Genomic DNA, 25981 nt, shown 5'->3' with positions numbered 1-25981 from the left:
ATTTTTAATTTAATAAATGTGCAAAATTACAGTTTTACCGGTTAGTTTATCTGCACTTGCTCTTAATATTATATCACCGGGTTTACCTGTTGATTTTATAATAACCAGGCATTTTCCCCGCCATGCCTTGCGCTGTGGCAGCCGATCACTTTCCACACTTTCAGGATCAGCATTGCCAACACCAACTATGGTACCGGGGCCTTCAATTTTAAAATGAATCAGGCTATTGGCAAGCGGATTTAAGTTACCTTTTGCATCTGTAAGCTCAACGGTAATATAACTTAGATCCTGGTTGTTTGCCTTTAACCTTGTTCTATCTGCTGATAATTTGATTATGGAAGGTGCTTCAGCAGTATGTAGTGTTGAAGTATTAACCTTTTTGTCTCCATCATAACCTATGGCTGTCAATGTGCCGGGCTGATAAGGTACATTCCAGCTTGCCATAAATTTTGTAGCGCGATTTGTTTCTTTTTTCCCTAATGATCTGTTATTTAAAAACAGCTCCACCTGTGGGCACGATGAATACACATTTACCGTTAATGGCTTATTTTCATATCCTTTCCAGTTCCAATCGGCAACAACATCAAACCAATTCCACTTTGACCATGATGCAGTTTTTGGATTCAGGGCGAATGATGGTTTAGGCGCGGTAATAAAAATTGATAGCTGATCTTTTTTCCAAAGTGCATCGCGATAATAAGATTGTGGGCGTTTCCATCCGCAAATATCGAGATCACCGCAATACGCCAGGTTCCATGGATAAAAGCTTGTGCCTTGCGGATAACCCAACCAGCCAATACTTGCCTCGCCTATATAATCAAATGACGTCCATACAAAATCGCCCAAAACATAAGGATGGTCCGTTACCTCCATCCAGTTGCCAAATGATTCCATTGGGAATGATTCAGTCCCAAACATTATCCTGCCTGGAATGCGTTTATGATCGGCCTCGTATGTGCTTGCCTCATGCCCATAGGTATTAACAGCATAATTGTATCCGCTTACATCTAAAGTAGCAAAGTAAGAGTCTTTATCTTCTTTAATATCATTAACAGCTGATGTTACCGCTCTTGTTGGGTCAAGTTCCCTGGTATAATCTGCTAAAAGTTTTGCGGTTTCTGCACCTTCGGGAGTTCCTTTTTCGGGCACCTCGTTACCTATGCTCCACATAATTATACTTGGATGATTTTGATCGCGCTTAACCATGCTTTCAATATCTTTTTTCCACCAATCATTAAAATATAAATGATAGTCGTACGGGTTTTTACCATATTTCCAGGCATCAAAGGCCTCATCAATAACCAGTATGCCCAAACGATCGCAGGCTTCCAGAAAAGCAGGACTTGGCGGGTTATGTGCGCATCTTATGGCATTAAACCCGCTGGCTTTTAAAAGCTCAACTTTCCGTTCTTCAGCCCGGTCGTAAGTTCTTGAGCCAAGCGGCCCGTTATCATTATGGACGCAGCCACCTTTTAATTTAACAGTTCTGCCATTTAGCTGAAAACCATTCTCCGTATCAAAGGAAATTTTACGGATCCCGAAGCTTGTTCTCTGCTCATCTGTTAATTTCCCATCTACATAAACTTCGGTAACAGCAGTATATAATGAAGGCGCCTCGCTCGACCATAATTCAGGATTAGCAATATCAATATCCTTTTTAAATTCAAACGATGCCCCAGCTTTAATTAATTCGTCAGCCTCAACGGTCGCTATTGTGGTATTCTTTTGATCTAAGATCTTCGTAATCAGCTTAATTTTTTGTTCTGCTGTAGTTCCATTTAATACATTTGTCTTAATATTAACTTTTGCAGCTTTCGCGCTAACTTCTGGTGTAGTAATAAATGTTCCCCATTGGGCCATGTGTACCGGATCGGTTACTTTTAGCCATACATGCCGGTAAATTCCCGAACCTGAATACCAGCGCGTATTTTGCCCTTCGTTTTTTACTTCAACGGCGATAATATTTTTTTGGCCAAACTTTATTTTGTCAGTTATATCATACCAAAAACTGGTGTAGCCATAAGGATGCGTACCTAAATTGTGCCCGTTTATAAAAACTGTGGAGTTCATATAAACACCATCAAACTGAATAATTAAGCGTTTCCCTTTTTGAGTTGTGGGTACAGTAAAAGTTTTGCGGTACCAGGCAGTGCCGCCGATTGTAAACCCTCCACCTACCTGGCTTATTGCATTTTGAGTGAATGGTGATGAAGTGCCTGGCAGGTCCTCAATGCTCCAATCGTGCGGAAGATCAACCCTTTTCCATTTGGCATCATCATAGCTTTCATTTTCGGCGCTTAACGCACCACCACGATAAAAAGACCAATTGTCATCAAATAAAGTAGTCCCGCTATTTTGAGCGAATACACCAATACGGATCAGCACCAGTAAGGCTACAAAAAATATTCTCTTAAGCATTTTATAATCAGGTTAGTGATAATTGATGGATAAATTTAATCACTAATCTTATAAATCCTACTTATATCAATATTATTATTGTTAAAAGAACAATTATTGCGGCGATTGTAACAGATCAGGGTCTGCTTCGGCTGGATCTTTGTAATTTTTAATAAACTCAGCAATTTCTGCAGCTTCTTCCAAGTTTAGCTCATCCATCCACTGTAGGTTGTTTGGTTTATCATGGCTAATTGTTTAACAATTACTAAAACAGGTTAATTTATCGCGGTTAATCAAATCATTACACCTTTTGCAAAAACTTTGCCTGTAATGTTATTTCAGCATAAAATGTTACAACATTAATAATAAGTTTGTAGTTGGTTCATTGATTTACTTATTCATTAGTTCGTTAGTCTGCTTTAATATTTAAAGCGATATTACCAATGAACTAATGACACCGATGAACAAATGAACGAAAACAATGAAATTAACTATATACGGGGCAGCGCAACAGGTAACCGGGAGCATGCATTTGCTGGAGGTTGGCCAATTTAAAATATTGATAGATTGCGGGCTTGATTACGAGAAGGACCGGAACATACAGGCAAACGAGAACTTTCCCTTTAGGCCCGAAGAAATAGATGTTGTTATATTAACCCATGCACATATTGATCATTCGGGTAATTTACCTACGCTTGTCCGTTTGGGTTTTGAAGGGCAGATCTTATGCACCCCACCTACTGCCGATCTGACTGAACTATTATTGCTCGATTCGGTAAATATATTTATGCGTAAGGCTGATAAAGGGCGTAAACACCGCAAAGGGAAATTTAATACAGGCGCTCAACCTCTTTATCTGCAAAAGCATGTAATGGATACGGTTGATCGTTTCGTAACTATAGGTTTTGACAGGCCATTCCGCATTAACGGCAGTATTGAGCTTACTTTTATCCCTGTAGGGCATTTATTAGGTGCTGCTGCTGCGATATTTAAGGTAACTAATGAAGATGGAGTTGAGAAATCAATTGCGTTTACCGGGGATATAGGCCGTAAAAACTACCCGGTGCTTGATGATCCGCAATCATTGCCACCTGTTGATTACCTGGTTACAGAGTCGACTTATGGCGGCAGGCTGCATACCAAAGACAAGACTGTTGAGCAGGCGCTTGTTGAAACTATTGAGAAAGCGTGTATAAAAGAACAAGGGCGGTTAATAATTCCGGCTTTTAGTATTGGCCGCACACAATCATTGGTTTATGCGTTGAATAAGATCTTCAGCAGCGGTTTATTGCCTCCGGTAAAGGTATTTGTTGATAGTCCGCTGGCAACGCGCTCAACCGAAGTATTTCGTAAATACCACTACCTGGTAAACCAGGAAGCACAGGAATTTTATCAGAAACAGGGTGATGAGTTTGAGTTTGACAACCTGATCTACGTGGAATCACTTAAAGATAGTCGGCAGGTATCCAACTATTACGAACCTTGTATTATTATCTCATCCGCCGGGATGCTGGAAGGCGGCCGGATCCAGGATCACCTTTTTTATAACATCCAAAATTACTATTGCACCATACTTTTTATAGGCTACTGCGCCAAAGGAACATTGGGTCACCGGTTATTACGCGGTGATTCCATTGTACACATTAAAGACCGCGACCTGGCCGTTTATGCAACCATTAAACAAACAGACGTTCTAAGTGCCCACGGTGATCATGACGATCTTGTTAACACAGTAAAGCAGCAGGATAAAACAAAGCTCAAAAATGTGTTCCTGGTGCATGGGGAGGTATCAAGTATGCAGGCTTTAGCGGATGCGCTGGAGGTTGAGGGGTATTCCGTAACTATCCCGGAAAAAGGAGTTAAACACGAATTGCGCTAATTTTTCCGAATTACACGAATTTGAGTGGACACTAATTAGAAATTGCAGGCGTCAATTAACCGAAATAAAAAATCGAACTACACTATCAAAGCAGATTAGTGTAATTCGACTAAAATCGTGACAATTAATGCCTATTAAAAAATTCGTGTAATTCGAATTAATTCGTGACCATTCGTGTCAATTACTTATTAAAATGCCCTATTATCAAACTGGCCAGTTCTACACCAATCCGTTCCTGTGCTTCGTTGGTAGCAGCTCCAATATGCGGTGTTAATGAGATTTTAGGATGTTTGATTATTTCCTCGCGAGGTGTTGGTTCATTATCAAATACATCTAAAGCTGCGAATGAAACCTGGCCGCTGTTCAACGCATCAACCAAAGCAAGTTCGTCAATTAAACCGCCGCGTGAAATGTTCACCAGGCCAACCCCTTTTTTCATTTGCGCTAATTCTTCTGCACCAATTAATGCTTTATCTACAAATGGTGTATGCAAGGTAATGAAATCTGCAGTTTTGATGATTTCGTCCAGCGTGGCTGTTTTAACAGCTGCCTTAACTTTCGTTCCGCCACCTAAAGTAAGTTCAAGCTCCGGGCTGAATGGATAAAGATCATACGCCAAAACGTTCATGCCTACGCCGATAGCAATTTTTGCCACCTCGCGGCCAATACGGCCAAAACCTACTATGCCTAAAGTTTTATCGCGCAGCTCAATACCTTTAGCATAAGCTTTTTTCAGATCGTTAAACTTGGTATTACCTTCAACAGGCATTTTGCGATTGCTGTCAGGCAAGAAACGCACACAGCCAAAAAGCTGTGCAAATACCAATTCGGCTACTGATAATGATGATGACGCAGGTGTGTTATACACGCCGATGCCTTTTTCCCTGGCGTAATCCACATCAATATTATCAACACCAACTCCGCCCCTGCCAATCAGTTTCAGGTTAGGGCAAGCATCAATTAATGCTTTACGCACCTTGGTAGCGCTGCGTACAGTAATACCATCATATTCCTGTAACCTTACAGGCAATTCTTCCTGCGGTATGTTATTCGTATCTACAAAAAAACCGGCATCCTCCAGCATTTTTTTTCCTATCGGATCGATACCATCATTAGCTAATATTTTGATCATGTTGTATTAGAGATTAGTGATTGGAGATCAGAGGTTAGGCAGCTGCAGATATTAACTAATCTCCAGTCTCTAACCTCTAATCACTATTTATTCTTTTCTGCAAATTCCTGCATGGCATCAATCAGTACATAAACACTGGTGATAGGCAATGCGTTATAAATTGAAGCCCGGAAACCGCCAACGCTTCTGTGGCCTTTAATGCCGATTATTCCCTTATCATCACAAAGCTTAAGGAATGGTTTTTCGTGCTCAGGGTTTTCCATCACAAAACAAACATTCATGTGCGAACGGTCCTCAACTTCGCAAACCGGTTTAAATAATGGATTGCGGTCAATTTCCTCGTATAATACCCTTGCTTTAGCTATGTTCTCTTTTTCAATTGCTTCCACACCGCCTTTTGATTTTAGCCAGTTAAGGGTTAGCATTGATACATATATAGCGAACACCGGCGGGGTGTTATACATTGATCCGCCTTCAATTTGAACCTGGTAGTTAAACATGGCAGGAATCTTACGGCCTGTTTTGCCTAAGATGGAATCTTTAACTATTACCAGCGTTACACCTGCCGGGCCCATATTTTTTTGTGCTCCTGCGTAGATCAATCCAAAATCAGCAACGTTAATTTTGCGGCTGAAGATATCTGACGACATATCGCAAACCACTGGAACAGGTGATTTAGGGAACTGTTGCAATTGCGTTCCGTAAATAGTATTATTTGATGTGATGTGAAAATATGCCGCATCAGCCGGGATCTTATAATCTTTTGGGATATAAGTAAAGTTTTTCTCTTTTGATGTGGCAACTACTTCTACCTCGCCAAAAAACTTGGCTTCTTTTAATGCTTTATTAGCCCATACACCTGTTTCAAGGTATGCAGCTTTACCACCCTCAGGCAATAAATTATAAGGGGCTAATGCAAATTGCGTGCTGGCACCGCCTTGTAAAAACAAAACGGAATATCCTTCGGGTACGCCGAATAATTCTTTTACCAGTTTTACCGCCTCGTCCAAAACAGATTCAAACTCAGGCGAGCGATGCGAAATCTCTAATATAGAAAGTCCGATTCCCCCAAAATCAACAACTGCTGCTGCTGCCTGTTTTAAAACTTCATGCGGTAAAATGCCTGGTCCGGCGCCAAAATTATGTTTCATTTTATTTAATTTTTTCAATGATGAATGAAGCTATCGTGAGCCTGTATTGCATTGAGCTTTGCTCCCGATGATTTCATTTTGGTTTATAGATCGGTTTTGTTGAATTACAACTAATTAACAAATCGGTATTAAGACGGGCCGAAGTTAATTAATTTGACAATATTTATTGAGATTATTTGCTTTTTTTGAAAAATCATACAATTAGCTTACAAATGAAGCTTAGAATTTTAAATATTAAAAAAATTCAGGGCAATTATTATCAGCGTTACATCACGATAGCGATAAGGCGCCTGATTTTTTTAAATTGGTGATCGCCACCGAGGGATCGGGTGTTGAAAAAACGGAGTTGCCGGCTACCAAAACATTAGCGCCTGCTTCAACCAGTTTAGCCGCATTACTGCCATCAACACCACCATCTACCTCAATATATAAACCAGGTTTTTTCCGGCTGCTCAACTCTTTAATGTCTTTTAACTTTTTATAAGTATTTTCTATAAACTTCTGGCCGCCAAAGCCGGGATTAACAGACATGATCAATACCATATCAAGCTCTCCTATTATATCTTCAAGCAATGCAACGGGAGTATGCGGATTAAGCGCGACCCCTGCACGACAGCCAAGCTCTTTAATGTATTGAACAGTACGGTGCAAATTAGGACATGCTTCATAATGTACCGTCATCCCTGCAGCTCCGGCTTCTTTAAAGTTTTTTAAATAACGGTCAGGGTCAACTATCATTAAGTGCACATCCAGCGGCTTTGCTGCATGCTTTTTAACAGCAGTAACAACCGGAAAACCAAAAGAAATATTGGGCACAAACATACCATCCATAATATCAACATGGATCCAATCCGCATCGCTTTTGTTGATCAGTTCAATATCGCGTTGCAGGTTGGCAAAATCAGCCGCTAAAATTGATGGCGCTATCAGATGGTTCATGGGTGTAAAGATAGTTGTTTTGTCTGAAAGTCGGGAAAGGCTGAAGGGCCGGAGGAAGAATTTACATTGGGCTTAAACTTATGATATCAATTCATAAGTTCACCTATTATTAACCATTATGTATTTTAACAATTATTAGTTAATAATACTTTTAAAATTTATATTTAAAAAAATTTAAAACCTTATTCAATAAAAAATCATGAAAAATTTCAAAAAAATTGGACTAGAGCCTTTAAGCCGTGCTGAACTTTCAAAAATAAAAGGAGGCACTGATGATTGTCCGGCTGTTTACAGCTCTTGCAATCCAAATTGCGGGCATTTTGGCACATCATACTCTGCGTTTGCCACATGTGTTACCACTCATAGTACTACATGTTCACCTCTGAGTGGCTGGTATGTGATATGCCCTAACGGTTAATACCGTGTTAAACAGATCATAGAAATAGAAGTTTTAGAAACTTCTATTTCTATGCTTCATTTTCGATTACTCCGCTTTCAGGCTCGTTACCGGGTTCATCAGGGCGGCTTTTATAGCCCTAAAGCTTACAGTTACCAGTGTTATTACCGCAGCCAACAACCCGGCAACAACAAATACCCACAAATTAATGGGAGCCCTGAATGCAAAGCCTTGCAGCCAACTGTTCATAGCATACCATGCAATGGGAAAAGCTATAACTGCAGCGATAACTACAAGTTTCAGAAAATCAACAGATAACATACTTACAATACTGGTTACACTTGCGCCTAATACCTTGCGAACGCCAATTTCTTTGGTGCGTTGCTCTGCTGCATAAGTAACCAGCCCAAATAAACCCAAACATGCTATTAATATAGCAAAAAACGCAAACGACATAAAGATTTTCCCGGTATTTTGTTCATCCTGGTAAATATGGTTAAAGTCATCATCCATAAACGAATACGAGAACGGCTGCCCGGCCATATTTGCATCCGCCGAATGGTAAAGTGTTTCAATTTGTGAAATTAACGCAGGTAAATTTTTCGTACTTACCCTGAACTCCATTGATCCGCGGTCATCGCCCAACCGCATAATAAGCGGTTCAATTTTGCTGCGTAACGACCCCGCGTTAAAATCCTTTACCACGCCAATTACATTAAGCATCAGGTGGTTGTCAGCTATTCCCCTGAAAATCTTTTTATTAAGCGGATCGCGAAAACCCAATAGATTAGCCGCTGTTTCATTAACAATAACTGCTGTTGAATCCGTCAGGGTTCCTTTTGAAAAATTTCGGCCTTTTAACATTTTCATGCCAAGTACTGGGATATAATCTTCATCAATATACCATGTGTTTATAGCAGTAAACTGCCCGGGGCTGTTAGTAGCATCCTTGCTGTAACCTTCCGTATTTGTATTAATACCGGTTGGTAAAAAAGAGGATATGGTGCCTGATTGTACGCCTGCCAGTTTCAGCACATCCTGCTTAAATGATTTTGCACGCAGGTAAAGCGATGCAGTGTTATGCAGCACCAAAACCTGCTCGCGGTTATAGCCCAGTTTTTTGTTACGGATATAGCTTAATTGATTATATATTACCAGGGTGCCCACAATCAGCATTATTACTGTAGCAAATTGAAAAACCACCAGGCTATTGCGCAGCCAGCTGCCTTTAAATCCGGATGCCAGCCTTCCTTTTAAAACTTCGACAGGCTGAAAAGCCGACATAAAGAATGCCGGGTAAAGCCCCGCCATAAGACCGATAAAAACTGTGATCGCTAACAGGCACGGTACAAGCCAAACGGTCCCAAGCAAGTCGAGCGTTATTTGCTTGCCCGACAGCTGGTTAAAATAAGGAAGTAGTAACGCGGCAATAAACAGTGCGATGCTTAACGCTATAAAGCTGGTAAGTGTTGATTCAATTAAAAACTGGCAGATCAGCGTACCACGACTAGACCCTAAAACCTTGCGCACACCTACTTCCCTGGCCCGGCCTGCGGAGCGGGCCGTTGATAGGTTCATGAAATTAACGCAGGCTATAAGCAATATGAATACAGCTATGATTATAAACATATAAACATACTGCACATTACCCGATGGTTCCTGCTCCTGCGCTAAGGTTGAGTAAAGATGGATCTTTGTTAAGGGTATGGTAACAAACCTGAAATGATCACCTTTCCCTTCCAGGTCGGCTATGGAGCTATGGATGGCATTCACTAATTCGGGCCCGGCATGCTTTTTTGTCATCTGCCTTAAATACCCGTCCAGGTCCTGCTGGGTAATGCCCTTACGTACTAATATATAGGTAATATAATTTACATTTAACCACTCGGTACTGTTGCTTGATGGCCAGCCGGACATTGCCTTAATTAAGTTAAAATGAAGATGCGCCTGGTGCGGCGTATTTTTTATAACCGCGGTTATTTTATAATCATCGGTGTTATCAAGATGCAGTGTTTTACCAATAACGTCGATTGTGTTAAAATACTTCCTTGCAATATATTCAGAAATAACCAATGAATGCGGCTGAGCCAATGCTGTTTTGGAATCGCCCGCTATAATTGGCAAAGTAAAAACTTTGAATAAATTAACATCAGCGTAAATGCTGCCATCTTCAGTAAGGGTTTCATTTCCTTTTTTTACCAGGGTCTTTCCATTATTCCTTAACCGGGTAGCCTGCTCAATTTGCGGGTATTCCTTCATCAACACAGACGCCATAGGCGCCGGTGTTTCCCTGTCTTTAAAATCGCCGCCATTTACTTTAAAATCCGAATTTGCCCGGTAAATTCGATCGGCGTTTAGGTTATACCTGTCATAGCTTAATTCATCCACAACAAATAGCGTGATCAACAAGCAAACTGCAAGGCCAATAGCCAGCCCGAAAATATTTATGGCAGAAAAGCCCTTGTTCCTCCAAAGATTTCTGAATGCTATTTTAAAGTAGTTGGTAAACATAATGCATATATATTTATAAATGCTGAATAGCCAACACAATGCCATTATTTTAACTAATTGAAAATCAAAATAATAAAATAAAAATCGTAAATAAAAACGTTCGGTTTTGATGCAGCGGAGTGTTCGTTTGCGGAGGATTGTGAAAAGGTTGTAAGGGTTGTAGATGTTGTAAAGGTTGTAGACGTTTTGAGAGTTACAGGAGTTGTAAATATTGAAATAAATCTCCTTCTTTCAGACTTCAAAAAACTAATCTCTAATCTCTAACCACTGCGAAGCGCTAATCACAGTTCAACAGCAGATCATAATATTTCTGCATTAAAACGGTATCATAGTTCACGAGGGAGTTGTAAGCTTCTGAAACAAGCTCATTCAAGATAGACGAGCCAAGCTGGCCACCTCCATTTGGGATGGAATCGTAATAGATAATAAGTTCTTTAACCCTTATAATTTCATATAATAACAACTGTACTAAATCCGCCTGTGAGCCCGATTGTATACCCGGTGAATTATTGATAAAATCTAAAGGATCGTTATTAGTAGAAGCCATTTTATATCAGGGATCGGACTTAACGGTTTTATCAGTCAACTTCAAACTTATTGAAGTTGAAAAAGCTCCTTTTTGTTTTAAAAAAATGAAATTAATTAATTTTAAATATTAAAACCCTCATATTGAGGGTTTTAATATTTAAAATTAGTTGACTAAGTTAATTGAGTGAGTGATTAAGTTAAAAACCATTTAACTCAATCAACTTAATCTAACCCAATCAACTACTTACTAATTCTTAGGCGCTTCCGGGCGTGGCAGCAAAACTTTACGTGAAAGTTTCAATTTACCTTGCTTATCAACATCAAGCAATTTAACGCGTACTTCGTCGCCAATTTCAAAGATCCCGTCCATTGTTTCAATTCTGCGATGATCAATTTCAGAGATATGCAGTAAACCGTCTTTACCCGGCATAATTTCAACAAATGCGCCGAAAGGCATTATTGATTTTACTTTACCTTCATATATTTCGCCAACCTCAGGTTTTGAAGCAATAGCTTTGATACGTGATACCGCTTTATCAATAGCTTCCTTGTTATCTGCAAAGATCTGAACAACGCCCTGGTTACCTACTTCTTCAATTGAGATAGTAGCACCGGTTTCGCGTTGCATTTCCTGGATGATCTTTCCACCAGGTCCGATAACCGCACCAATGAATTCTTTATCAATACGGATAGTGATAATGCGCGGAGCATGTGGTTTGTAATCTTCGCGCGGAACGGTAATGGTTTTAGCCATTTCGCCTAAAATGTGTAAACGACCATCTTTAGCCTGGTTCAACGCATTGGTTAAAACTTCGTATGATAGTCCGTTTATCTTAAGGTCCATTTGTACCGCAACAATGCCTTTTTCAGTACCGGTTACTTTAAAGTCCATATCACCCAGGTGATCTTCATCACCTAAAATATCAGAAAGGATAGCATATTTAGTACCCATTTCATTGGTGATCAAACCCATTGCAATACCTGATACCGGCGCAGTGATCTTAACACCTGCATCCATCAACGCCAATGTACCGGCACAAACCGTAGCCATTGATGACGAACCGTTTGATTCTAAAATATCAGATACGATACGGATGGTATAAGGATTCTCATCTTCAGCAGGCAATACACGTTTTAACGAGCGCATTGCCAAATTACCATGACCAATTTCTCTGCGGCCTGCTCCCCTGTTAGGGCGAACTTCACCTGTTGAGAAACCAGGGAAATTATAATGTAAAAGGAATTTCTGATAGCCATTAATGAAGGCACCATCAATCATTTGCTCGTCATCCTTAGCACCTAAGGTAACTGTGGTTAATGATTGTGTTTCGCCACGGGTGAACACAGCAGAACCGTGTGCAGATGGCAAATAACCAATCTCGCTCCATATCGGGCGGATCTGGGTAGTTGAACGGCCGTCTAAACGTTTGCCTTCATCTAATACAAGGTTCCGGATAGCGTCGTACTCAACATCATGGTAGTATTTTTTAGCAAGAAATTTGGTAACGTCATCAATCTCACCTAAAGTTGCGATGTAAGTATCGCGCACTTCCTTAAATTTAGCTGAACGCTCATCCTTCGCAGATGCAGAAGATGCGATAGCATAAACCTGCTCATAAGTAGCAGCATAAATGGCTTTCTTTAAATCCTCATTGCTGTTCTCGTGGCTGTAAACACGTTTAACCGTTTTACCAACCTCCGCAGTCAGTTCTTTTTGTGCTAAACACTGAATCTTGATAGCAGTGTGCGCAAATTTAATTGCTTCAACCAGCTCTTCTTCCTGGATCTCTTTTGATTCACCTTCAACCATGTTAATGTCATGCTCGCTGCCTGCTACAATAAATTCTAAAGTAGCATTAGCCAGCTGGCTTAATGTTGGGTTGATGATCAACTGTCCATCAACTTTAGCAACACGTACTTCAGAGATAGGGCCGTTAAAAGGAATATCAGAAACTGATAAAGCTGCTGATGCCGCCAAACCTGCAAGGCAATCAGGCATAATATCTTTATCGGCAGAAATCAAAGAGATCATCACTTGTGTATCAGCGTGATAATCTTCAGGGAACATTGGGCGTAAAGCACGGTCAACCAAACGCGAGATCAAAACCTCGTAGTCTGATAAACGGGCCTCGCGGCGTAAAAACCCACCCGGGATCCGTCCCGTGGCAGCATATTTTTCCTGGTAGTCAACAGATAGGGGTAAAAAATCAACTCCTTCTTTTGCTTCCAATGATGATACTACAGTAGCAAGCAACATGGTATCACCCATTTTAATTACTACAGAGCCATCGGCTTGTTTGGCCAGCTTACCGGTTTCGATCTCAATGGTGCGGCCGTCACCTAAATCAATAACCTTTTTAATTACGTTTAAACTCATCTTTTTTTCGTTTTGATGCGCTTTTCATCTTTCGGAGCGCATCGGTTTTTATGTGTGTGTATATAGTTTCGTTCTATAATTTGCCTTTTACCGGCAACGAAGAAATTATAAGCTTTTAATTTTTTTATAAGCGGCTTATAATGTTTTCCAAAGTAAAAAAGCCATCCAGATAAATCGGACGGCTTTTTATAAAAAAATAAGAAAAGTTATTTGATGATATCCCTTAGCTGTAGGGCTTTGATGATAGCACGATATCTTTCAATGTCTTTTTTGAACAGGTATGCAAGTAATGCACGACGTTTACCTACTAATTTTTGCAGTGATAACTGGGTTGAAAAATCATGTTTGTTTTTTTTCAAGTGACCGGTTAAATGTGCAATACGGTAAGTGAACAATGCCACCTGACCTTCCGCTGTACCTGTATCGGCAGCGCTTTTACCATGTTTTGCAAAGATCTCTGCCTTTGCTTCTGAACTTAAATACATTACGTGAATAATATTAAAGCGTAAATAACTCTATTAATTGTGGGTGCAAAGGTAAGTTTTGTTTGTGGAATATACAAGGGGTGGGTCGGATAAGTTGTAATGGTTGTTGTTGTTATATTGGTTGTAGTTGTTATATTGGTGTATTGAAAAAATTTATAGTATGTGTGGTAGAGACGCGATGCTTCGCGTCTGTTTGCGCGTTATTTTCTGAACCATAATTTTCCTGATTTGAGGATTTTGGCTGCTTTATTTTTAATGGTCATCTTTTAATCCTTCAATCAAGTTTCAAAAGGACATGGGCGTTTCCCGCTGGTAGAAGCGGGGCCGCGCTATCCGCTCATACGCCACGAGCCTTAGGCGCGAGGCCGGTATCCGCTGCTATCGCTAATGCAAAATCCACCACTAAACATAATCTAACTCAACCCCACAGGCTGTGTCCTCACAGCCTGCCGGCGGAAAGGCAGGCGACAATACAGGATAGGTAACTACTAAAATAACTCTGTTTAAAACAGCCATCCGCACATTTGCACATTCGCACATCTGCGCATCATTTCTTACCTTTATACCCCATGGAAACACCTCCTACTCTCTCCACCTTCGAAACTGAATTCCGTGTACGGCCTGATGATATTGATATGTTTCATCACGTCCACAACAGCAAATACTTTGATTATGTGCTGGCCGCCCGGTATGATCAAATGGAACGCTGCTATGGCATGGCAATGGAAAAATTCATAGAGCGGGGTTTTGGTTGGGTGGTGAGTACTGCGCACGTTGATTATAAACGCGCCCTAACTATGGGCGACTACTTTATAGTGAAAACCGGCATAGAAACTATAAACGATAAAGGCTGCCGTGTAAAGTTCAGTATCACCAACAAAGCAACCGGAAAAATCTGCTGCGACGGCTATTTTGATTATGTAATGATTGACATGGCAACCGGCCGGGGATTAAAGATCCCGGGGGATGTTATTGAGCAGTATTTAATCTGATTTTCATGGAAGTATTTACTATTTTCAAGGCTAGTTAAGTTTCTGCTATACCCATAAAATCTAATCCTGCTAACAGTTTTATGCCGTAAAATTGTTATTTTTTAATTTTAATAGCTATAAAATTTGATATATTCATGGCAACAAAGAGTTAGCATAAATATCATGATGGAGGTAAAAGAAATTATGGCTGACCTTAAGGCTATGGGCAGCGATAGTATAAAAAAGATCTTACTGAAACATGGAGTTAAAGAGCCATTTTTCGGGGTGAAGATAGAGCAATTAAAGACGATCCAACAAAAGGTCAAAAAAGATTACCAGCTTGCTAAAGACCTTTATGCAACAGGAAATGCCGATGCCATGTACCTGGCAGGTTTGATAGCGGATGATGAAAAAATGACCAGGGATGATTTGCAAACCTGGGTAAACCAGGCCGTTTCGAATAACATCGGCGAGTACACTGTGCCATGGGTGGCTGCTGGAAGCAATTATGGATATGAACTGGCATGTGAATGGATAAATGACGGAAAGGAATATATTGCCGCCGCCGGTTGGGCAACACTCTCCAATATAGTTTCGCTAAAGCCAGATGATGAATTGGATATTAAGGCTTTGAAAGCGTTACTTACCAGGGTTGAACAAACTATCCATTCGGCCGGCAACCGTGTGCGTTATACTATGAATGGTTTTATAATCTCGCTGGGGTCGTACATAGCCGCTTTAACTGATGATGCCATTGCAACTGCAAACAAATTAGGTACCATTATGATAGATAAGAATGGTACGGCTTGCAAAGTGCCAGCGGCAGCTGATTATATCCAAAAAACAATAGGCAGGGGAAAACCCGTTGCTAAAAAGAAAACTGTAAAGTGTTAGGGTTATTCTTATTTACTACCTCTAAATTCCAGGGATTTAAAGTCTCAGCTAACTTCCATAACCCTCAAAAACAATCCTGATTCCAATTATCAAATCCGAAATCGAAATTCCGAATTCCGAAATTTTGCACTATGTTTGATTGCAAATTGAGTACAAATATCCTTATAAAAAACAGATGCGTAAATTTTGGGCTTATTTAAAAACCAGGCAATTCCGTACTAATCTGCTTCTAGCGGTGGGTTCGGTAGTTGTTATTTTTATGATAGTGTTCTTTAGCTTAAGCTTTTACACCAGGCATGGCACGGGCATCCCTGTGCCGCAGTTAAAAGGCTTGTCGGCCGAAAAAGCAATGGGTTTACTAAAAGAGCAAGGCTTTGAATATAAAATTGACTCAGTTTATGTACTTGACCAGGCCCCCGGCTCAGTTATTGAGCAGGATCCTGATCCCGGCACTAACGTTAAAGAAAACAGGACAATTTATTTAACGGTAGTTACCCGCCTTGCCCCTCCCATTTCTTTGCCCGACCTGGAGCCTTACACTTACCGTGAGGCAGTGGCAACACTGGCAAACTATGGCTTAAAAGTTGGTGATACAACTTATAAATCTGACATTGCGCGCGACAGGATCCTGGAAATGCGCTTTGGCGGCCAGGTTATAAAAGCCGGCGCCAAGATCCCAAAAGGATCAAGAATTGACCTGGTGTTGGGCAACGGCGAAGGTGCAAGTGAAGTTGACATCCCCGACCTGGTAAATAAGGACTTTGACGAGGCCAAATTTGTAATAAAAAACGGCGGCTTAACTTTAGGCACCATAACTTACCAGGGCGCTATAACCGATTCTACCAGTTTGGTTGTTGTAGCACAATCACCCATGAAAACCGACTCATTAAGTAAGGCAAGTAATGGTACGCGCATAAATCTTACCGTTTCACAAGGTAAAAAAGATGTCACCAATCAACAGTAGGGAATTATTGGCCAAGATCCAAAATGGTGAAGAACTGAATTTGCTTGATGTTAGGGAAAAGATAGAATATCATACCTACAACATTGGCGGCAAGAATATCCCTTTATCAGCGTTAAACAATAACATAAACCATTTAGGATATAACAAAACGGATGAAATTATTGTTATTTGCAAAGTAGGTTTAAGAAGCGAAACAGCAAGAGCGATATTAATTCAAAATGGCTACCAGCAGGCACGCAACTTAACCGGCGGCCTAATGGCCCTTCAAAAATTAACACAATAAATATTTTACAATGACAGCAAAAAAAGCATCATCAGGCGGAACTTTAAGAAAATTTATTGTAGCTATGGTGATCATACTTATTATAGCAATAGGATTTACCGGATTAAACTACTATCTGAAATATTTTAGCCCAAATGTAACAGACAAACAGGAATATCTTTACATACACACCGGCGCTGATTTTAATGATGTTTATAAAACTATTAAGCAGCAGGGAATAGTAAAAGATACTGCCTCGTTTTATCATGCAGCCGAAAATATGAACTATGTTAGCCGGATTAAACCGGGCCGCTATCACCTGCAAAATGGCATGAGCAACCGCAGACTAGTAAACATGCTGGCCTCTGGTTCCCAGGAACCTGTTACTTTGTCGTTTCATAATTTAAGGCTGAAGGAAGAGTTTGCCGGCTTTGTGGCCAAAAAGATAGAACCAGACTCAACGGCTATCATCCGGTTACTGGATTCAACCAGCTATATACAGCAATATGGTTTTACAACAGATAATGTGTATACCATGTTTATGCCGAACAGCTACCAGCTTTACTGGAACATTACTCCGGAAAAGTTTTTTAAGCGGATGTATGCCAATTATGAAAAATTCTGGACCCCTGAACGTAAGCAAAAGGCTGCAGCCATTAATCTTAACCCTATAGAGGTTTCTGTTTTAGCCTCTATAGTTGATGCAGAAGCTTTACATGATGACGAAATGCCTGCCGTGGCCGGTCTGTATTTAAACCGCCTGAAAAAGGGCATGAAGCTGGAGGCCGACCCCACTGTTATTTTTGCCGAAAATGATTTCACAATTAAACGGGTGCTTACCAGGTACCTTTCTATAAATTCGCCCTATAACACTTACCTGCATACAGGCTTGCCCCCGGGCCCAATTATGATGCCATCAGTTAATGCCGTTAATGCCGTGCTTGATTATCAGAAAAGCGACTATATTTATATGTGTGCCAAAGCCGATTTTTCAGGTTATCATGCTTTTGCCACCAATGTTGCCGACCATATGGTAAATGCGCGCAAATTTCAACAGGCACTTAATGAAAGAAACATCAAAAAATAATGTTTGAGCATTCTACGAAATTAAGGGTTCGGTATGGCGAAACCGACCAGATGGGCTACATGTATTATGGCAATTATGCCGGGTTTTATGAAGTAGGTCGCGTGGAGATGCTGCGCAGCCTGGGCCTAACTTACAGCGGCATGGAAGAATCAGGCATTATGATGCCAGTTTTGGAGCTTAACTGCAAATACCTGAAACCGGCATTATACGACGAGGAAATAACTATAAAAGTTATTATGAATGAAATGCCGCGGATAAAGATCCACTTTAAATATGAACTTTATAACGAAAAACAGGAGTTGATAAATATCGGCGAAACATCCCTGGTGTTTATAAACATGAAAACCAGCCGACCCTGCCTGGCCCCGCAGGAATTTCGCGATAAATTAAAGCTGTTTTTTGAGTAAGTTTGATTAAATGAAGTGGACACATCGTCTTTTACTCCGGCTTAAGTTTTACCAAAGATTTATCAGGTGGTCAAAGTCATATATACTACCGGGCTTTCACCCCTTGCCTTTGTATAATGTAGCTGCCTTTTTTGCACATGAAGTTCAGCAGCGTACTTTACTGAACAAGGCATCAGCGCTGGCATTTAATTTTATGCTGGCGTTTTTCCCGGCCACTATATTTTTGTTTACCCTTATCCCTTACATCCCTATAAAAAATTTCCAGGCAGAATTGCTTAGGGTTTTGGCGACAGTTTTACCTTATAATGCTTATATGGCTTTCGAGGCCACCATTGAGGATATTGTAAAGATCCACAACGGCAAATTATTATCAATAGGGTTCGTATCGGCACTGTACTTTGCCACAAACGGCATCAGCAATTTAATGCAGGCGTTTAACCGTTCGTCACTGATTATTGAAAAGCGTACCTGGTTAAAAAGGCGAAGCATAGCTTTGTCGCTTACTGTAGTTATCAGCGTAGCGCTTTTAGCGGCAATTACATTAATGACAGCCGGGGAGGCTTTTATAACCCTATTAAAATCGCACATAAGAGAGAAGAGTCATTTTTGGATCTATTTACTTACGCTTTCCCGCTGGTTAATTATTGTTGTTATATTCTTTGTCACCATATCCCTGCTATACCGGTATGGGCCCGCTAACAAACAAAAATGGAAGTTTTTAAGCACCGGCTCCATAATGGCAACTATATTGGCCATATTAACTTCTCTGGGCTTTACTTATTACATCAACAACTTCTCATCATACAATAAAGTGTACGGCTCATTAGGCGGGCTCATTATACTCATGCTATGGCTGTATCTTAACTCGCTCATCCTGCTAATAGGCTTCGAGTTGAATGCAAGCATCGAATACTCCAAGCGAAATATCAAAGAGGTTAAACCAATGTTTAACAGCTTTCGTCAAAAGCCGCCCGAATGAGAAAATTAATGCGTTGCAACAGCTTTTTTAAGCGCTTTTTAACAGGTGTTAGCAACCTTAAATTTTATAAAAGCATATAAAATCAACCAAAAACAGCACGCAAGCTTCAACAAATCAGCAACTTATAAATAAATAAAAAAACTTTGCATCAAGTTTGCCAATTCGCCATGGTTTTGTACTTTTGACCCCGGAGAGCTGGCAGAGTGGTCGATTGCGGCAGTCTTGAAAACTGTTGAACTGTGAAAGGTTCCTGGGGTTCGAATCCCTAGCTCTCCGCTGATTACATTAACAAAAGTGTCAAAAGCCCCTTAATTGCGAAATTAAGGGGCTTTTTCTTTTACATACCTGCCAAAACTCGCAAATAATCGCAAAACTCTGTTGCGTCATTCGTAGCGTCTTTTCAAAATCAAGCTAAAAATCAAAAAGACGCTACGAATGGCTTATAACCATTTGAATCACAGCATGTTCGCGACACGCGCATCTTGTGAAAAGAATGGCTGAAACGTAATTTTGTTTAACTTTTATTTATGTTTTATGCTAGAAAAAACGTTTGGGTTATTGTTCTTTTTAAAGCAGCCCAAAAACAAACAACAGGACAACAGATTTATCTATCTGAAAATTACCGTCGATGGTAAAGCCATCGAGGTCTCTACCAAGCGCAGGTGTGAACAATCACGGTGGAATGCCCATGCGGGCCGGGCCATCGGGACAAAAGAGGCGTCCAAGGAATTAAACCAGTATCTTGATTCCTTTGAACAGCATGTATTTCATGTGAAACGGATGCTGAACTACTCTGACAGTGTCATTTCAGCATTAGCTATTAAGGATATCTTAACCGGGAACATTGAAAAACCAAAAATGATCATGGAAGTGTTCCAGCAACACAACGATCAAATGAAAGCACTGGAAGGTATAGATTTCGCTACCGGTACTATAGACCGTTATAATGTGTCCTTGGAACATACCCGCGCTTTCATCAAATGGATGTATAAAGTAGATGATAAGCCGATCAAAGAGCTGGACCACGAATTTATTTCACAGTATGCATTCTGGTTAAAAACCGTGCGGAAATGCAATCACAATACAACAATGAAATACCTGGCTAACTTTAAAAAAGTAGTTTTGATCTGTGTAAAAAACAGATGGCTGCCCGGAGATCCGTTTGCCAACTTCAAACTGACCAAAAAAACGGTCGAAAGGGCGGCACTAACAGAGGCGGAACTTTTTAGAATAATAGAAAGGAATTTTATTTCGGAAAGGCTGGATATTGTCAGGGATGTATTCGTGTTCAGTTGCTACACGGGCCTTGCTTACGCAGACGTAAGAAATCTGAGGAGATCAGACATTAAAAAAGGCGTTGACAATAAGGAATGGATATTTATCAAGCGGCAGAAAACAAACTCGCCTTCGAATCTGCCGTTGCTGGGCCAGGCCAGGCAAATCATTTCCAATTACAGGGAACATCCAAAATGTGTCGCTTCAGGAATGGTTTTGCCGGTGCTGACCAATCAAAAGATGAATGCTTACCTGAAAGAGATCGCTGACCTGTGCGGCGTAAAGACGGAGCTCACCTTTCACATCGCCAGGCATACCTTCGCCACTACGGTAACGCTCAATAACGGCGTACCGATAGAATCTGTATCGAAGATGCTTGGCCATGCCTCCATTAAGCAAACACAGCATTATGCGAAAACACAGGACTATAAGGTGAGCAAGGATATGCTCCAGCTGGAAAAAAGCCTGGTGAAGAAAAAGGGGAATAAACTGGCGGATCGTTATTGATCCGCCAGTATGATTTCAATTCTACTGCCTTTATAACAGTCATAGGTTGGGTTGTAGCTGATATATCCTAATTCGATCAGCTTATTCATACACTTGTGATAAGTGCTGGTGCTGCCAAAATGAGCCTTGGTCATTAGGATCTTCCTGGTGACTTTAATTTGCTTTTCAAAGCCACCCTGCTGCCATAAGTTTAAAATGGAGGAATATAAACTAATATGCCATACCGTTACCCTTGGGTCACCGGATATGTCATCCTGCAGTTTTGACAAGGTTGAGAGTTCCGACATAACTATTTGATTTTGCCACTGATCATATTTTCAATATCAGTGAGTTTATAATAGTGGATGCCTCCTACTTTTTGTGATTTAAGCTTGCCGCTGATTCTTAAATTTTGTACGGTGCCTGTTGAGATCTTAAGCATTTTTCTAACATCACTACATCTTAGCCAACCCTTATCATCATCATTATGGTTAGCAGATAATAAAAGTTTAATATCATTTAGCAAGGTTTTACGAAAAACTTCGAGATCGTCTTTCGTTATAATTTCGATAGACATTGGGTACTATTTGAGGGAAGGGAATTAGTGATCCCACTTGGGGGCACTATCAATCAAGAAAATACCGCATGAAAAGCAGCATAACCAAGATTAGTAATGGTCTAAAATAGAGAAGTCCCGTGCGCTTGCCGCCGGAACTTCTCAACCTAAACCTTATCACAATTGCGCGGCAGGAATGCCGGCTTTAAGATGTTGCCAAATTAATAATTAAATTTAATAACGCCTGTTAAACGCAGAATTACGACTATACTCATTGAACCTGCGCTTGTATTCCCGTTCTTCATTTAATCTTTTATAAAGAACGTTACATCTCCATGCACAGGCACCGCAGGCTAAAAAGGCAACCGCTAAACAGGTTATAGTTTCCTTCCTTGCCTCTGCCTTTTGAGCGTCAGTCATTTTATCACTGGTATGTTTCCTTCCAACGGCCCCAAAAAAGGCAAACATGGAAATTATACAGGCCAATAAGATGTTTCGTACTATCGCTTTCATGATTATTTTTATTAATTAAAATTACTAATTAGATTAGTAATTTCCAAGTGCTTACTTAATTTAATTCGTAAATATTATTGCTTTTTCGCGCTTCCAATACCCTATCCCGAATAGTATCCGTTATGACAGATTCAGGGATTCCCTGGAATTGTATAACCGGATTTTCAGGGTCTGTACTTTTTAAGGTCAGGTACATCAATTTACATAGCTGTAAAATAAAAGATTGGGTGATGATGTAGTCCTTAACCCTGAACATTTCCAGCTGATCGATACGCTTAAAGAAAATACCGCTCGTCATCCTTATATATTCATGGGTGATCAGGTATTGAAAACTACGGATATATAATAGCCTGTACCAGGCGAAACCGCATACCACCATACTGAATAAAATAAAATAAGGGGACAGCCACCAGGCCAGCAAAAGAAAGGTGATGGCCAGCGTAATGAGCGGCAAGGCTTTCAGGAATGCGAACAGCATTGCCGGCCTTAGTAAAATATCATCGTTCTGCATCATAAATTAATTGATCTAAAAAAGTTAATGAATGAACCGGCTTACCGGTTCGGAAACGGGGGCGAATGGCGAAGGCTTCCTGGAAAGCATGCAAGGAAATCTGCTCCTGATCGAAAACCTTTAAGCAGTTATTGCGATAAATATGAAAATCCCTATCCTTATAAAATATCCGGATAGGGATGTTTTTTATAGCAGCTGCTAACTTTATATCGGTGATATGCCCTACCAGTTCTTTGCCAAATACCAATATAACCTTACGACCCGGAAAACTTTGCCTGATCCAATCGCCCTGTTCCACATGCAGTTTGTTGCCGATGGCAATAAATGCCAATTGCTCCAGCCGGGGAAAACGATGGCGGTTAAAGGTAATAAAGGCCATCGCTTCCATTACCGAATAGGTAATGATCAAATGTGTCGCGTTTTGAGTTCCGGCAAACCAAAGGTTTTGCGTGGATGGGACAATGTGGAAACCGGCATCATATCGTTCAAACTGATCACCATAATTAAAGGTAAGATCGGTTGATATGTTAAAAAACGCCTGGACTTCTAAAGGAATACCAAGCCCTGTCAGTAAGCGATTCATCTGTATTACCTGGCTTTGCGTGATCGGGATTGCTCAAACTGGTGCGGCTTAAAACCATGCTGATTTTCGATATCCTTAATCGCCTCATAATAGCCGGGGCTTAATTTTTCAGCTGATTTTTGATCACGCTTCTGATTAAACATTGCATTTAAACCTTTATACACCATATAGGAAAGGCCGCCATCAATTAAAATCGAGGCAATCAAGGCCAGTTTATTGGCGCGGATGCCGTGATGATCTGTACCGGAATAATTAAATCTGGTACCATCGGCAATCTGTACTTCTTTTCCCTTCTTATAGGCTTCTTTTTGAGCGGGGGTCAGAAATTCATTATTAACCATATCCGGTGCGAGGATCTTGTCAGTATCTGACACGATGAATTCTTTGGTTTGCGGGTCAAATTCAACCAGCATTTCCTTTTTGTTGCCGTGGTTGTCGAGTGTGATCTTGAGTAAGCTGGCAACTTCACCCTTGCGCAATTTCTCGGCCTCGGTTTCGTTTAGAAAATCCGGTATTTCCGGCTTCCGGTAAATCGGATGTATCAATAAGTCCAATTTGCCCGCCTCGTTTGATTTGAGGGAAATCTTGGCGTTGATGGATTTTATCTTGATGTTGTCGGTTTCAAGATCATGCAGTTCCAGCATAGAAGTGCGGCGACCTGAAAGCAATGCTTTCAGGTCATCGACATTTAACAGGAGCTGACCGCCTGCGGCCAGCCCGATGGTTTCCAGATCCTTGATCGGGAGATCATCTCCATGAAAATTAACCAGGTTCATTTATCGTCCAATTTTTTGTTGCTGGCCCTGTTCTTCGGACTGGCGCTGCTCTTCCTCCAATACCATTTCCGGTTCGCGAGGGTTGGTTTTAGCTTCTAACAGGGATTTATAAAGGCCATATTCCGGCTTCAATACCTTGCGAGTCCCTTCCGCATCCTCGACTTTGATGCTTTTGGTTTTATAGGTTTCGAGCACCTTATAAGTGGTGTCCATGTAGGCAATCTCGTCCCCCTGTTTAAAACCTACTTCCGGACCTTGCTTTTGTTCCCGCTTCTGTGAAACGCCTAATAACAAGTTAGCGATCTTTTGCGCATCCCTTGTCGCTTTGGCAATTTCAAATGGTTCATCCTTTAATATCTTCGCAAACGTGTTCATATAAGCAGCCTGCTGACCAAAATTATGGCCGATTTTTAGTTCACCGCCGATCAGGATTCCGGCAATTGCGGCCCGCATTTCCTCGCGGGCGTAATCCATTGAGCCAAATTTTCCTTCCATCGGGCGGTTCAAACGGTCTTCATGACCAGTCCAGTGAGCCAGCTGATGAATAGCGGCCTGCAGGTATTTAGTTTCGTTTTCAAAAAGCTCGGGTTCCGGCATAAAAATGGCGTCCCGTTGCTTGTCATAGTAAGCCTCCTGACCGCCGTGGATGATCACCGCCTTGCTGTCTTCGATCACCTTTGCCGCGCGCTCGTTTGGTGACTGTGTTTGCCCCTCATTTTGCTTGGCCAAAAATTCTTCCAGGGGTGGCATATCCTTTAGCTGGGTTCCATTAAAAAGGAAAGCCTGTCCACGCTGTGGTTTATCAAATTCTATCGTTTTGGTTTGTGTAACACCTGCATCGTCTTTGATAACCTTACCTTCAGCTGTTCGGATAGCCTGAATGTCGCTGGTCTTTGGAAACTCAATAATGGTGCCTTTTTCATCTTTTTTTACCCAATTACCGGCATAGCGGGCGGCATCTGCCGATAGCCAGCGCGGATCGTCGTGTCGCTGCATACCCAGGATCAGCGCATTCATGGCGCTATAGCCTTTTCCGGTAACTGGATTGATCGGTTTCACAAAGGCAGGCATGCCGTTTTCTTTAACCGGTTTTTGAAACAGGGAATTACCCTCTTTGATTTCACCGATCAGCTTGTCTGAAAGCTGGATCGGCAGTGCTTTGAAAGTTTTGCTCATTTTCTTGTTTTTTTAGCAGTTGGTATAAAAATTTAATTGGATTGATGTATTGATGCCTGAAGCAGATACTGAAGTGCAGGTGCTCGCCGGTCACGTGTCCGGTAGCGCCGGTGATGCCGATAGGCTCACCAGCGGTTATGCTATCGGTGGGTATCACAAAAATTTGGCTGAGGTGACCGTATATGGATTCAACCGCTCCATGAGCCAACCGGATGTTGATGCCCAGGCCATTATCGTAGCCGGTGGATTTGACTAAACCACTAAGGATAGCATAAACGGTATCATGGCGGGCTTTGAGGTCGACACCCGCATGCATGGCATATTTGCCGGTAAGCGGATGGATGCGGTAACCGTATTCGGAATTTATTTTAAGATGTTTGAGGGGCAGGCAGATCAGGCAGAAGCCGATCAGTAGTTTCATCGGCTGTACGTTTTGGACAGCTCCTGTTTTTGTGTCGGGGGAATGGGTTGTAATACCTTTTCCTGCACACCCGGGTTATCATTCGCAATGGCCAGCGCGGAATATAAGGCCTGGGAAGTTCCCCTATCCTGCAATAGCATGATCTTGTACATTGCCTTGAAATCATCGAGCGGCATGGACGAGCCATTGTTGGTCAGGTCGTTGAAGACCTCCTGTTTATCTTTGAGCATCATTACCTGCTCCGCAGGGTAATAAGCTTCCCCGCCTTCGGGAAACCTCACATAATTTTCCTTTTCCGAAAAGGCTAATGTCAGCACACCGATA

At 41.2% G+C, this 25981-nt stretch carries 27 protein-coding genes and 1 tRNA gene; 11 read left to right on the top strand and 17 right to left on the bottom strand.

What is annotated here, in order from left to right:
• Nucleotides 1–9: 9 nt before the first annotated feature.
• Entirely contained in the window at nt 10–2418 is a 2409-nt protein-coding gene (locus tag JWQ54_RS11665) for a glycoside hydrolase family 2 TIM barrel-domain containing protein (RefSeq protein WP_299584793.1), read from the bottom strand.
• Between the two features lie 460 nt (nt 2419–2878).
• Between JWQ54_RS11665 and JWQ54_RS11660 the strand changes: the two genes are divergently transcribed.
• Nucleotides 2879–4276: an MBL fold metallo-hydrolase gene (locus JWQ54_RS11660; RefSeq protein WP_299584791.1), complete on the top strand. Its 1398-nt coding sequence runs from the start codon at nt 2879–2881 to the stop codon at nt 4274–4276.
• A 181-nt stretch (nt 4277–4457) separates the two neighbouring features.
• Here the strand turns inward: JWQ54_RS11660 and JWQ54_RS11655 are convergent, their stop codons facing one another.
• The 3 genes from JWQ54_RS11655 to rpe form a co-directional block, all read right to left on the bottom strand.
• Complete coding sequence (locus JWQ54_RS11655) at nt 4458–5408, bottom strand: D-2-hydroxyacid dehydrogenase (protein ID WP_299584789.1); 951 nt, start codon at nt 5406–5408, stop codon at nt 4458–4460.
• 83 nt (nt 5409–5491) lie between these two features.
• Nucleotides 5492–6559, bottom strand: a complete 1068-nt coding sequence (serC, locus tag JWQ54_RS11650) for a 3-phosphoserine/phosphohydroxythreonine transaminase (RefSeq protein WP_299584787.1) — start codon at nt 6557–6559, stop codon at nt 5492–5494.
• Between the two features lie 270 nt (nt 6560–6829).
• A complete protein-coding gene (gene rpe / locus JWQ54_RS11645; protein WP_299584785.1) occupies nt 6830–7498 on the bottom strand; it encodes a ribulose-phosphate 3-epimerase in 669 nt (222 codons plus the stop codon).
• A gap of 199 nt (nt 7499–7697) precedes the next feature.
• Between rpe and JWQ54_RS11640 the strand changes: the two genes are divergently transcribed.
• Nucleotides 7698–7916: a hypothetical protein gene (locus JWQ54_RS11640; RefSeq protein WP_299584783.1), complete on the top strand. Its 219-nt coding sequence runs from the start codon at nt 7698–7700 to the stop codon at nt 7914–7916.
• A gap of 66 nt (nt 7917–7982) precedes the next feature.
• Here the strand turns inward: JWQ54_RS11640 and JWQ54_RS11635 are convergent, their stop codons facing one another.
• The 4 genes from JWQ54_RS11635 to rpsO form a co-directional block, all read right to left on the bottom strand.
• On the bottom strand, nt 7983–10406 hold the full coding sequence (locus JWQ54_RS11635; protein WP_299584781.1) for an ABC transporter permease: 2424 nt from the start codon (nt 10404–10406) through the stop codon (nt 7983–7985).
• Nucleotides 10407–10683: 277 nt separating this feature from the next.
• The gene (locus JWQ54_RS11630) at nt 10684–10953 is read right to left on the bottom strand and encodes a hypothetical protein (protein ID WP_299584779.1); all 270 of its coding nucleotides are present in this window, start codon (nt 10951–10953) and stop codon (nt 10684–10686) included.
• A 228-nt stretch (nt 10954–11181) separates the two neighbouring features.
• A complete protein-coding gene (gene pnp / locus JWQ54_RS11625; protein ID WP_299584777.1) occupies nt 11182–13311 on the bottom strand; it encodes a polyribonucleotide nucleotidyltransferase in 2130 nt (709 codons plus the stop codon).
• Between the two features lie 206 nt (nt 13312–13517).
• On the bottom strand, nt 13518–13796 hold the full coding sequence (gene rpsO, locus JWQ54_RS11620) for a 30S ribosomal protein S15 (RefSeq protein WP_073400969.1): 279 nt from the start codon (nt 13794–13796) through the stop codon (nt 13518–13520).
• A 569-nt stretch (nt 13797–14365) separates the two neighbouring features.
• Here rpsO and JWQ54_RS11615 point away from each other — a divergent pair.
• The 9 genes from JWQ54_RS11615 (at nt 14366) to JWQ54_RS11575 (ending at nt 21142) form a co-directional block, all read left to right on the top strand.
• Nucleotides 14366–14788, top strand: a complete 423-nt coding sequence (locus JWQ54_RS11615) for a thioesterase family protein (RefSeq protein WP_299584775.1) — start codon at nt 14366–14368, stop codon at nt 14786–14788.
• 162 nt (nt 14789–14950) lie between these two features.
• Entirely contained in the window at nt 14951–15661 is a 711-nt protein-coding gene (locus JWQ54_RS11610) for a DNA alkylation repair protein (protein ID WP_299584773.1), read from the top strand.
• A gap of 175 nt (nt 15662–15836) precedes the next feature.
• Nucleotides 15837–16625, top strand: coding sequence for a PASTA domain-containing protein (locus tag JWQ54_RS11605; protein ID WP_299584771.1), 789 nt, complete (start codon nt 15837–15839; stop codon nt 16623–16625).
• On the top strand, nt 16606–16908 hold the full coding sequence (locus JWQ54_RS11600) for a rhodanese-like domain-containing protein (RefSeq protein ID WP_299584769.1): 303 nt from the start codon (nt 16606–16608) through the stop codon (nt 16906–16908). Before JWQ54_RS11605 ends, JWQ54_RS11600 begins: the two co-directional genes overlap by 20 nt.
• 10 nt (nt 16909–16918) lie before the next feature.
• The gene (mltG, locus tag JWQ54_RS11595; RefSeq protein ID WP_299584767.1) at nt 16919–17974 is read left to right on the top strand and encodes an endolytic transglycosylase MltG; all 1056 of its coding nucleotides are present in this window, start codon (nt 16919–16921) and stop codon (nt 17972–17974) included.
• Nucleotides 17974–18381, top strand: coding sequence for a thioesterase family protein (locus JWQ54_RS11590; RefSeq protein ID WP_299584765.1), 408 nt, complete (start codon nt 17974–17976; stop codon nt 18379–18381). The genes mltG and JWQ54_RS11590 overlap by 1 nt, the downstream gene beginning before the upstream one ends.
• A 10-nt stretch (nt 18382–18391) precedes the next feature.
• On the top strand, nt 18392–19360 hold the full coding sequence (locus JWQ54_RS11585; protein WP_299584762.1) for a YihY/virulence factor BrkB family protein: 969 nt from the start codon (nt 18392–18394) through the stop codon (nt 19358–19360).
• 189 nt (nt 19361–19549) lie between these two features.
• Nucleotides 19550–19636: transfer RNA gene (locus JWQ54_RS11580), tRNA-Ser, on the top strand.
• 258 nt (nt 19637–19894) lie between these two features.
• Nucleotides 19895–21142 carry a site-specific integrase gene (locus tag JWQ54_RS11575; RefSeq protein WP_299584759.1) on the top strand — a complete coding sequence of 416 codons (1248 nt, stop codon included), beginning with the start codon at nt 19895–19897 and terminating at the stop codon, nt 21140–21142.
• Here the strand turns inward: JWQ54_RS11575 and JWQ54_RS11570 are convergent.
• The 9 genes from JWQ54_RS11570 to JWQ54_RS11530 form a co-directional block, all read right to left on the bottom strand.
• Nucleotides 21136–21429 (bottom strand): hypothetical protein, encoded by a 294-nt coding sequence (locus JWQ54_RS11570; protein WP_299584756.1) that lies wholly within the window; start codon nt 21427–21429, stop codon nt 21136–21138. The two genes, JWQ54_RS11575 and JWQ54_RS11570, sit on opposite strands and share 7 nt — an antisense overlap.
• Before the next feature lie 2 nt (nt 21430–21431).
• Nucleotides 21432–21698 (bottom strand): helix-turn-helix domain-containing protein, encoded by a 267-nt coding sequence (locus JWQ54_RS11565; protein ID WP_299584753.1) that lies wholly within the window; start codon nt 21696–21698, stop codon nt 21432–21434.
• Nucleotides 21699–21911: 213 nt separating this feature from the next.
• Complete coding sequence (locus tag JWQ54_RS11560; protein ID WP_299584750.1) at nt 21912–22190, bottom strand: hypothetical protein; 279 nt, start codon at nt 22188–22190, stop codon at nt 21912–21914.
• A 55-nt stretch (nt 22191–22245) separates the two neighbouring features.
• A complete protein-coding gene (locus tag JWQ54_RS11555) occupies nt 22246–22704 on the bottom strand; it encodes a PH domain-containing protein (protein ID WP_299584747.1) in 459 nt (152 codons plus the stop codon).
• Nucleotides 22688–23284: a hypothetical protein gene (locus JWQ54_RS11550; protein WP_299584744.1), complete on the bottom strand. Its 597-nt coding sequence runs from the start codon at nt 23282–23284 to the stop codon at nt 22688–22690. The genes JWQ54_RS11555 and JWQ54_RS11550 overlap by 17 nt, the downstream gene beginning before the upstream one ends.
• Before the next feature lie 5 nt (nt 23285–23289).
• Nucleotides 23290–24060, bottom strand: coding sequence for a DUF4099 domain-containing protein (locus tag JWQ54_RS11545; RefSeq protein ID WP_299584741.1), 771 nt, complete (start codon nt 24058–24060; stop codon nt 23290–23292).
• Nucleotides 24061–25236, bottom strand: a complete 1176-nt coding sequence (locus JWQ54_RS11540) for a zincin-like metallopeptidase domain-containing protein (protein ID WP_299584738.1) — start codon at nt 25234–25236, stop codon at nt 24061–24063.
• Nucleotides 25181–25657: a M23 family metallopeptidase gene (locus tag JWQ54_RS11535; protein ID WP_299584735.1), complete on the bottom strand. Its 477-nt coding sequence runs from the start codon at nt 25655–25657 to the stop codon at nt 25181–25183. The genes JWQ54_RS11540 and JWQ54_RS11535 overlap by 56 nt, the downstream gene beginning before the upstream one ends.
• On the bottom strand, nt 25654–25981 hold a 328-nt coding region (locus JWQ54_RS11530; RefSeq protein ID WP_299584732.1), incomplete at its 5' end, for a hypothetical protein. The genes JWQ54_RS11535 and JWQ54_RS11530, both read right to left, overlap by 4 nt.

It is taken from the genome of Mucilaginibacter sp. (assembly GCF_028288225.1).
Classification (GTDB): Bacteria; Bacteroidota; Bacteroidia; order Sphingobacteriales; family Sphingobacteriaceae; genus Mucilaginibacter.
The sequence above is the reverse complement of the archived record's forward strand: the minus strand, read 5'-3'. Positions and strand labels throughout refer to the sequence as shown.

What these genes read in the sequence shown, in the direction of transcription:
- JWQ54_RS11575 (WP_299584759.1), top strand. Translation starts at nt 19,895, where the DNA reads ATGCTAGAAAAAACGTTTGGGTTATTGTTCTTTTTAAAGCAGCCCAAA.
- JWQ54_RS11540 (WP_299584738.1), bottom strand. Translation starts at nt 25,236, where the DNA reads ATGAGCAAAACTTTCAAAGCACTGCCGATCCAGCTTTCAGACAAGCTG.
- JWQ54_RS11615 (WP_299584775.1), top strand. Translation starts at nt 14,366, where the DNA reads ATGGAAACACCTCCTACTCTCTCCACCTTCGAAACTGAATTCCGTGTA.
- JWQ54_RS11635 (WP_299584781.1), bottom strand. Translation starts at nt 10,406, where the DNA reads ATGTTTACCAACTACTTTAAAATAGCATTCAGAAATCTTTGGAGGAAC.
- JWQ54_RS11590 (WP_299584765.1), top strand. Translation starts at nt 17,974, where the DNA reads ATGTTTGAGCATTCTACGAAATTAAGGGTTCGGTATGGCGAAACCGAC.
- JWQ54_RS11535 (WP_299584735.1), bottom strand. Translation starts at nt 25,657, where the DNA reads ATGAAACTACTGATCGGCTTCTGCCTGATCTGCCTGCCCCTCAAACAT.
- rpe (WP_299584785.1), bottom strand. Translation starts at nt 7,498, where the DNA reads ATGAACCATCTGATAGCGCCATCAATTTTAGCGGCTGATTTTGCCAAC.
- JWQ54_RS11565 (WP_299584753.1), bottom strand. Translation starts at nt 21,698, where the DNA reads ATGTCTATCGAAATTATAACGAAAGACGATCTCGAAGTTTTTCGTAAA.
- JWQ54_RS11665 (WP_299584793.1), bottom strand. Translation starts at nt 2,418, where the DNA reads ATGCTTAAGAGAATATTTTTTGTAGCCTTACTGGTGCTGATCCGTATT.
- pnp (WP_299584777.1), bottom strand. Translation starts at nt 13,311, where the DNA reads ATGAGTTTAAACGTAATTAAAAAGGTTATTGATTTAGGTGACGGCCGC.
- mltG (WP_299584767.1), top strand. Translation starts at nt 16,919, where the DNA reads ATGACAGCAAAAAAAGCATCATCAGGCGGAACTTTAAGAAAATTTATT.
- JWQ54_RS11655 (WP_299584789.1), bottom strand. Translation starts at nt 5,408, where the DNA reads ATGATCAAAATATTAGCTAATGATGGTATCGATCCGATAGGAAAAAAA.
- JWQ54_RS11555 (WP_299584747.1), bottom strand. Translation starts at nt 22,704, where the DNA reads ATGATGCAGAACGATGATATTTTACTAAGGCCGGCAATGCTGTTCGCA.
- JWQ54_RS11570 (WP_299584756.1), bottom strand. Translation starts at nt 21,429, where the DNA reads ATGTCGGAACTCTCAACCTTGTCAAAACTGCAGGATGACATATCCGGT.
- JWQ54_RS11560 (WP_299584750.1), bottom strand. Translation starts at nt 22,190, where the DNA reads ATGAAAGCGATAGTACGAAACATCTTATTGGCCTGTATAATTTCCATG.
- JWQ54_RS11550 (WP_299584744.1), bottom strand. Translation starts at nt 23,284, where the DNA reads ATGAATCGCTTACTGACAGGGCTTGGTATTCCTTTAGAAGTCCAGGCG.
- JWQ54_RS11545 (WP_299584741.1), bottom strand. Translation starts at nt 24,060, where the DNA reads ATGAACCTGGTTAATTTTCATGGAGATGATCTCCCGATCAAGGATCTG.
- JWQ54_RS11660 (WP_299584791.1), top strand. Translation starts at nt 2,879, where the DNA reads ATGAAATTAACTATATACGGGGCAGCGCAACAGGTAACCGGGAGCATG.
- JWQ54_RS11585 (WP_299584762.1), top strand. Translation starts at nt 18,392, where the DNA reads ATGAAGTGGACACATCGTCTTTTACTCCGGCTTAAGTTTTACCAAAGA.
- JWQ54_RS11610 (WP_299584773.1), top strand. Translation starts at nt 14,951, where the DNA reads ATGATGGAGGTAAAAGAAATTATGGCTGACCTTAAGGCTATGGGCAGC.
- JWQ54_RS11605 (WP_299584771.1), top strand. Translation starts at nt 15,837, where the DNA reads ATGCGTAAATTTTGGGCTTATTTAAAAACCAGGCAATTCCGTACTAAT.
- JWQ54_RS11640 (WP_299584783.1), top strand. Translation starts at nt 7,698, where the DNA reads ATGAAAAATTTCAAAAAAATTGGACTAGAGCCTTTAAGCCGTGCTGAA.
- serC (WP_299584787.1), bottom strand. Translation starts at nt 6,559, where the DNA reads ATGAAACATAATTTTGGCGCCGGACCAGGCATTTTACCGCATGAAGTT.
- JWQ54_RS11630 (WP_299584779.1), bottom strand. Translation starts at nt 10,953, where the DNA reads ATGGCTTCTACTAATAACGATCCTTTAGATTTTATCAATAATTCACCG.
- rpsO (WP_073400969.1), bottom strand. Translation starts at nt 13,796, where the DNA reads ATGTATTTAAGTTCAGAAGCAAAGGCAGAGATCTTTGCAAAACATGGT.
- JWQ54_RS11600 (WP_299584769.1), top strand. Translation starts at nt 16,606, where the DNA reads ATGTCACCAATCAACAGTAGGGAATTATTGGCCAAGATCCAAAATGGT.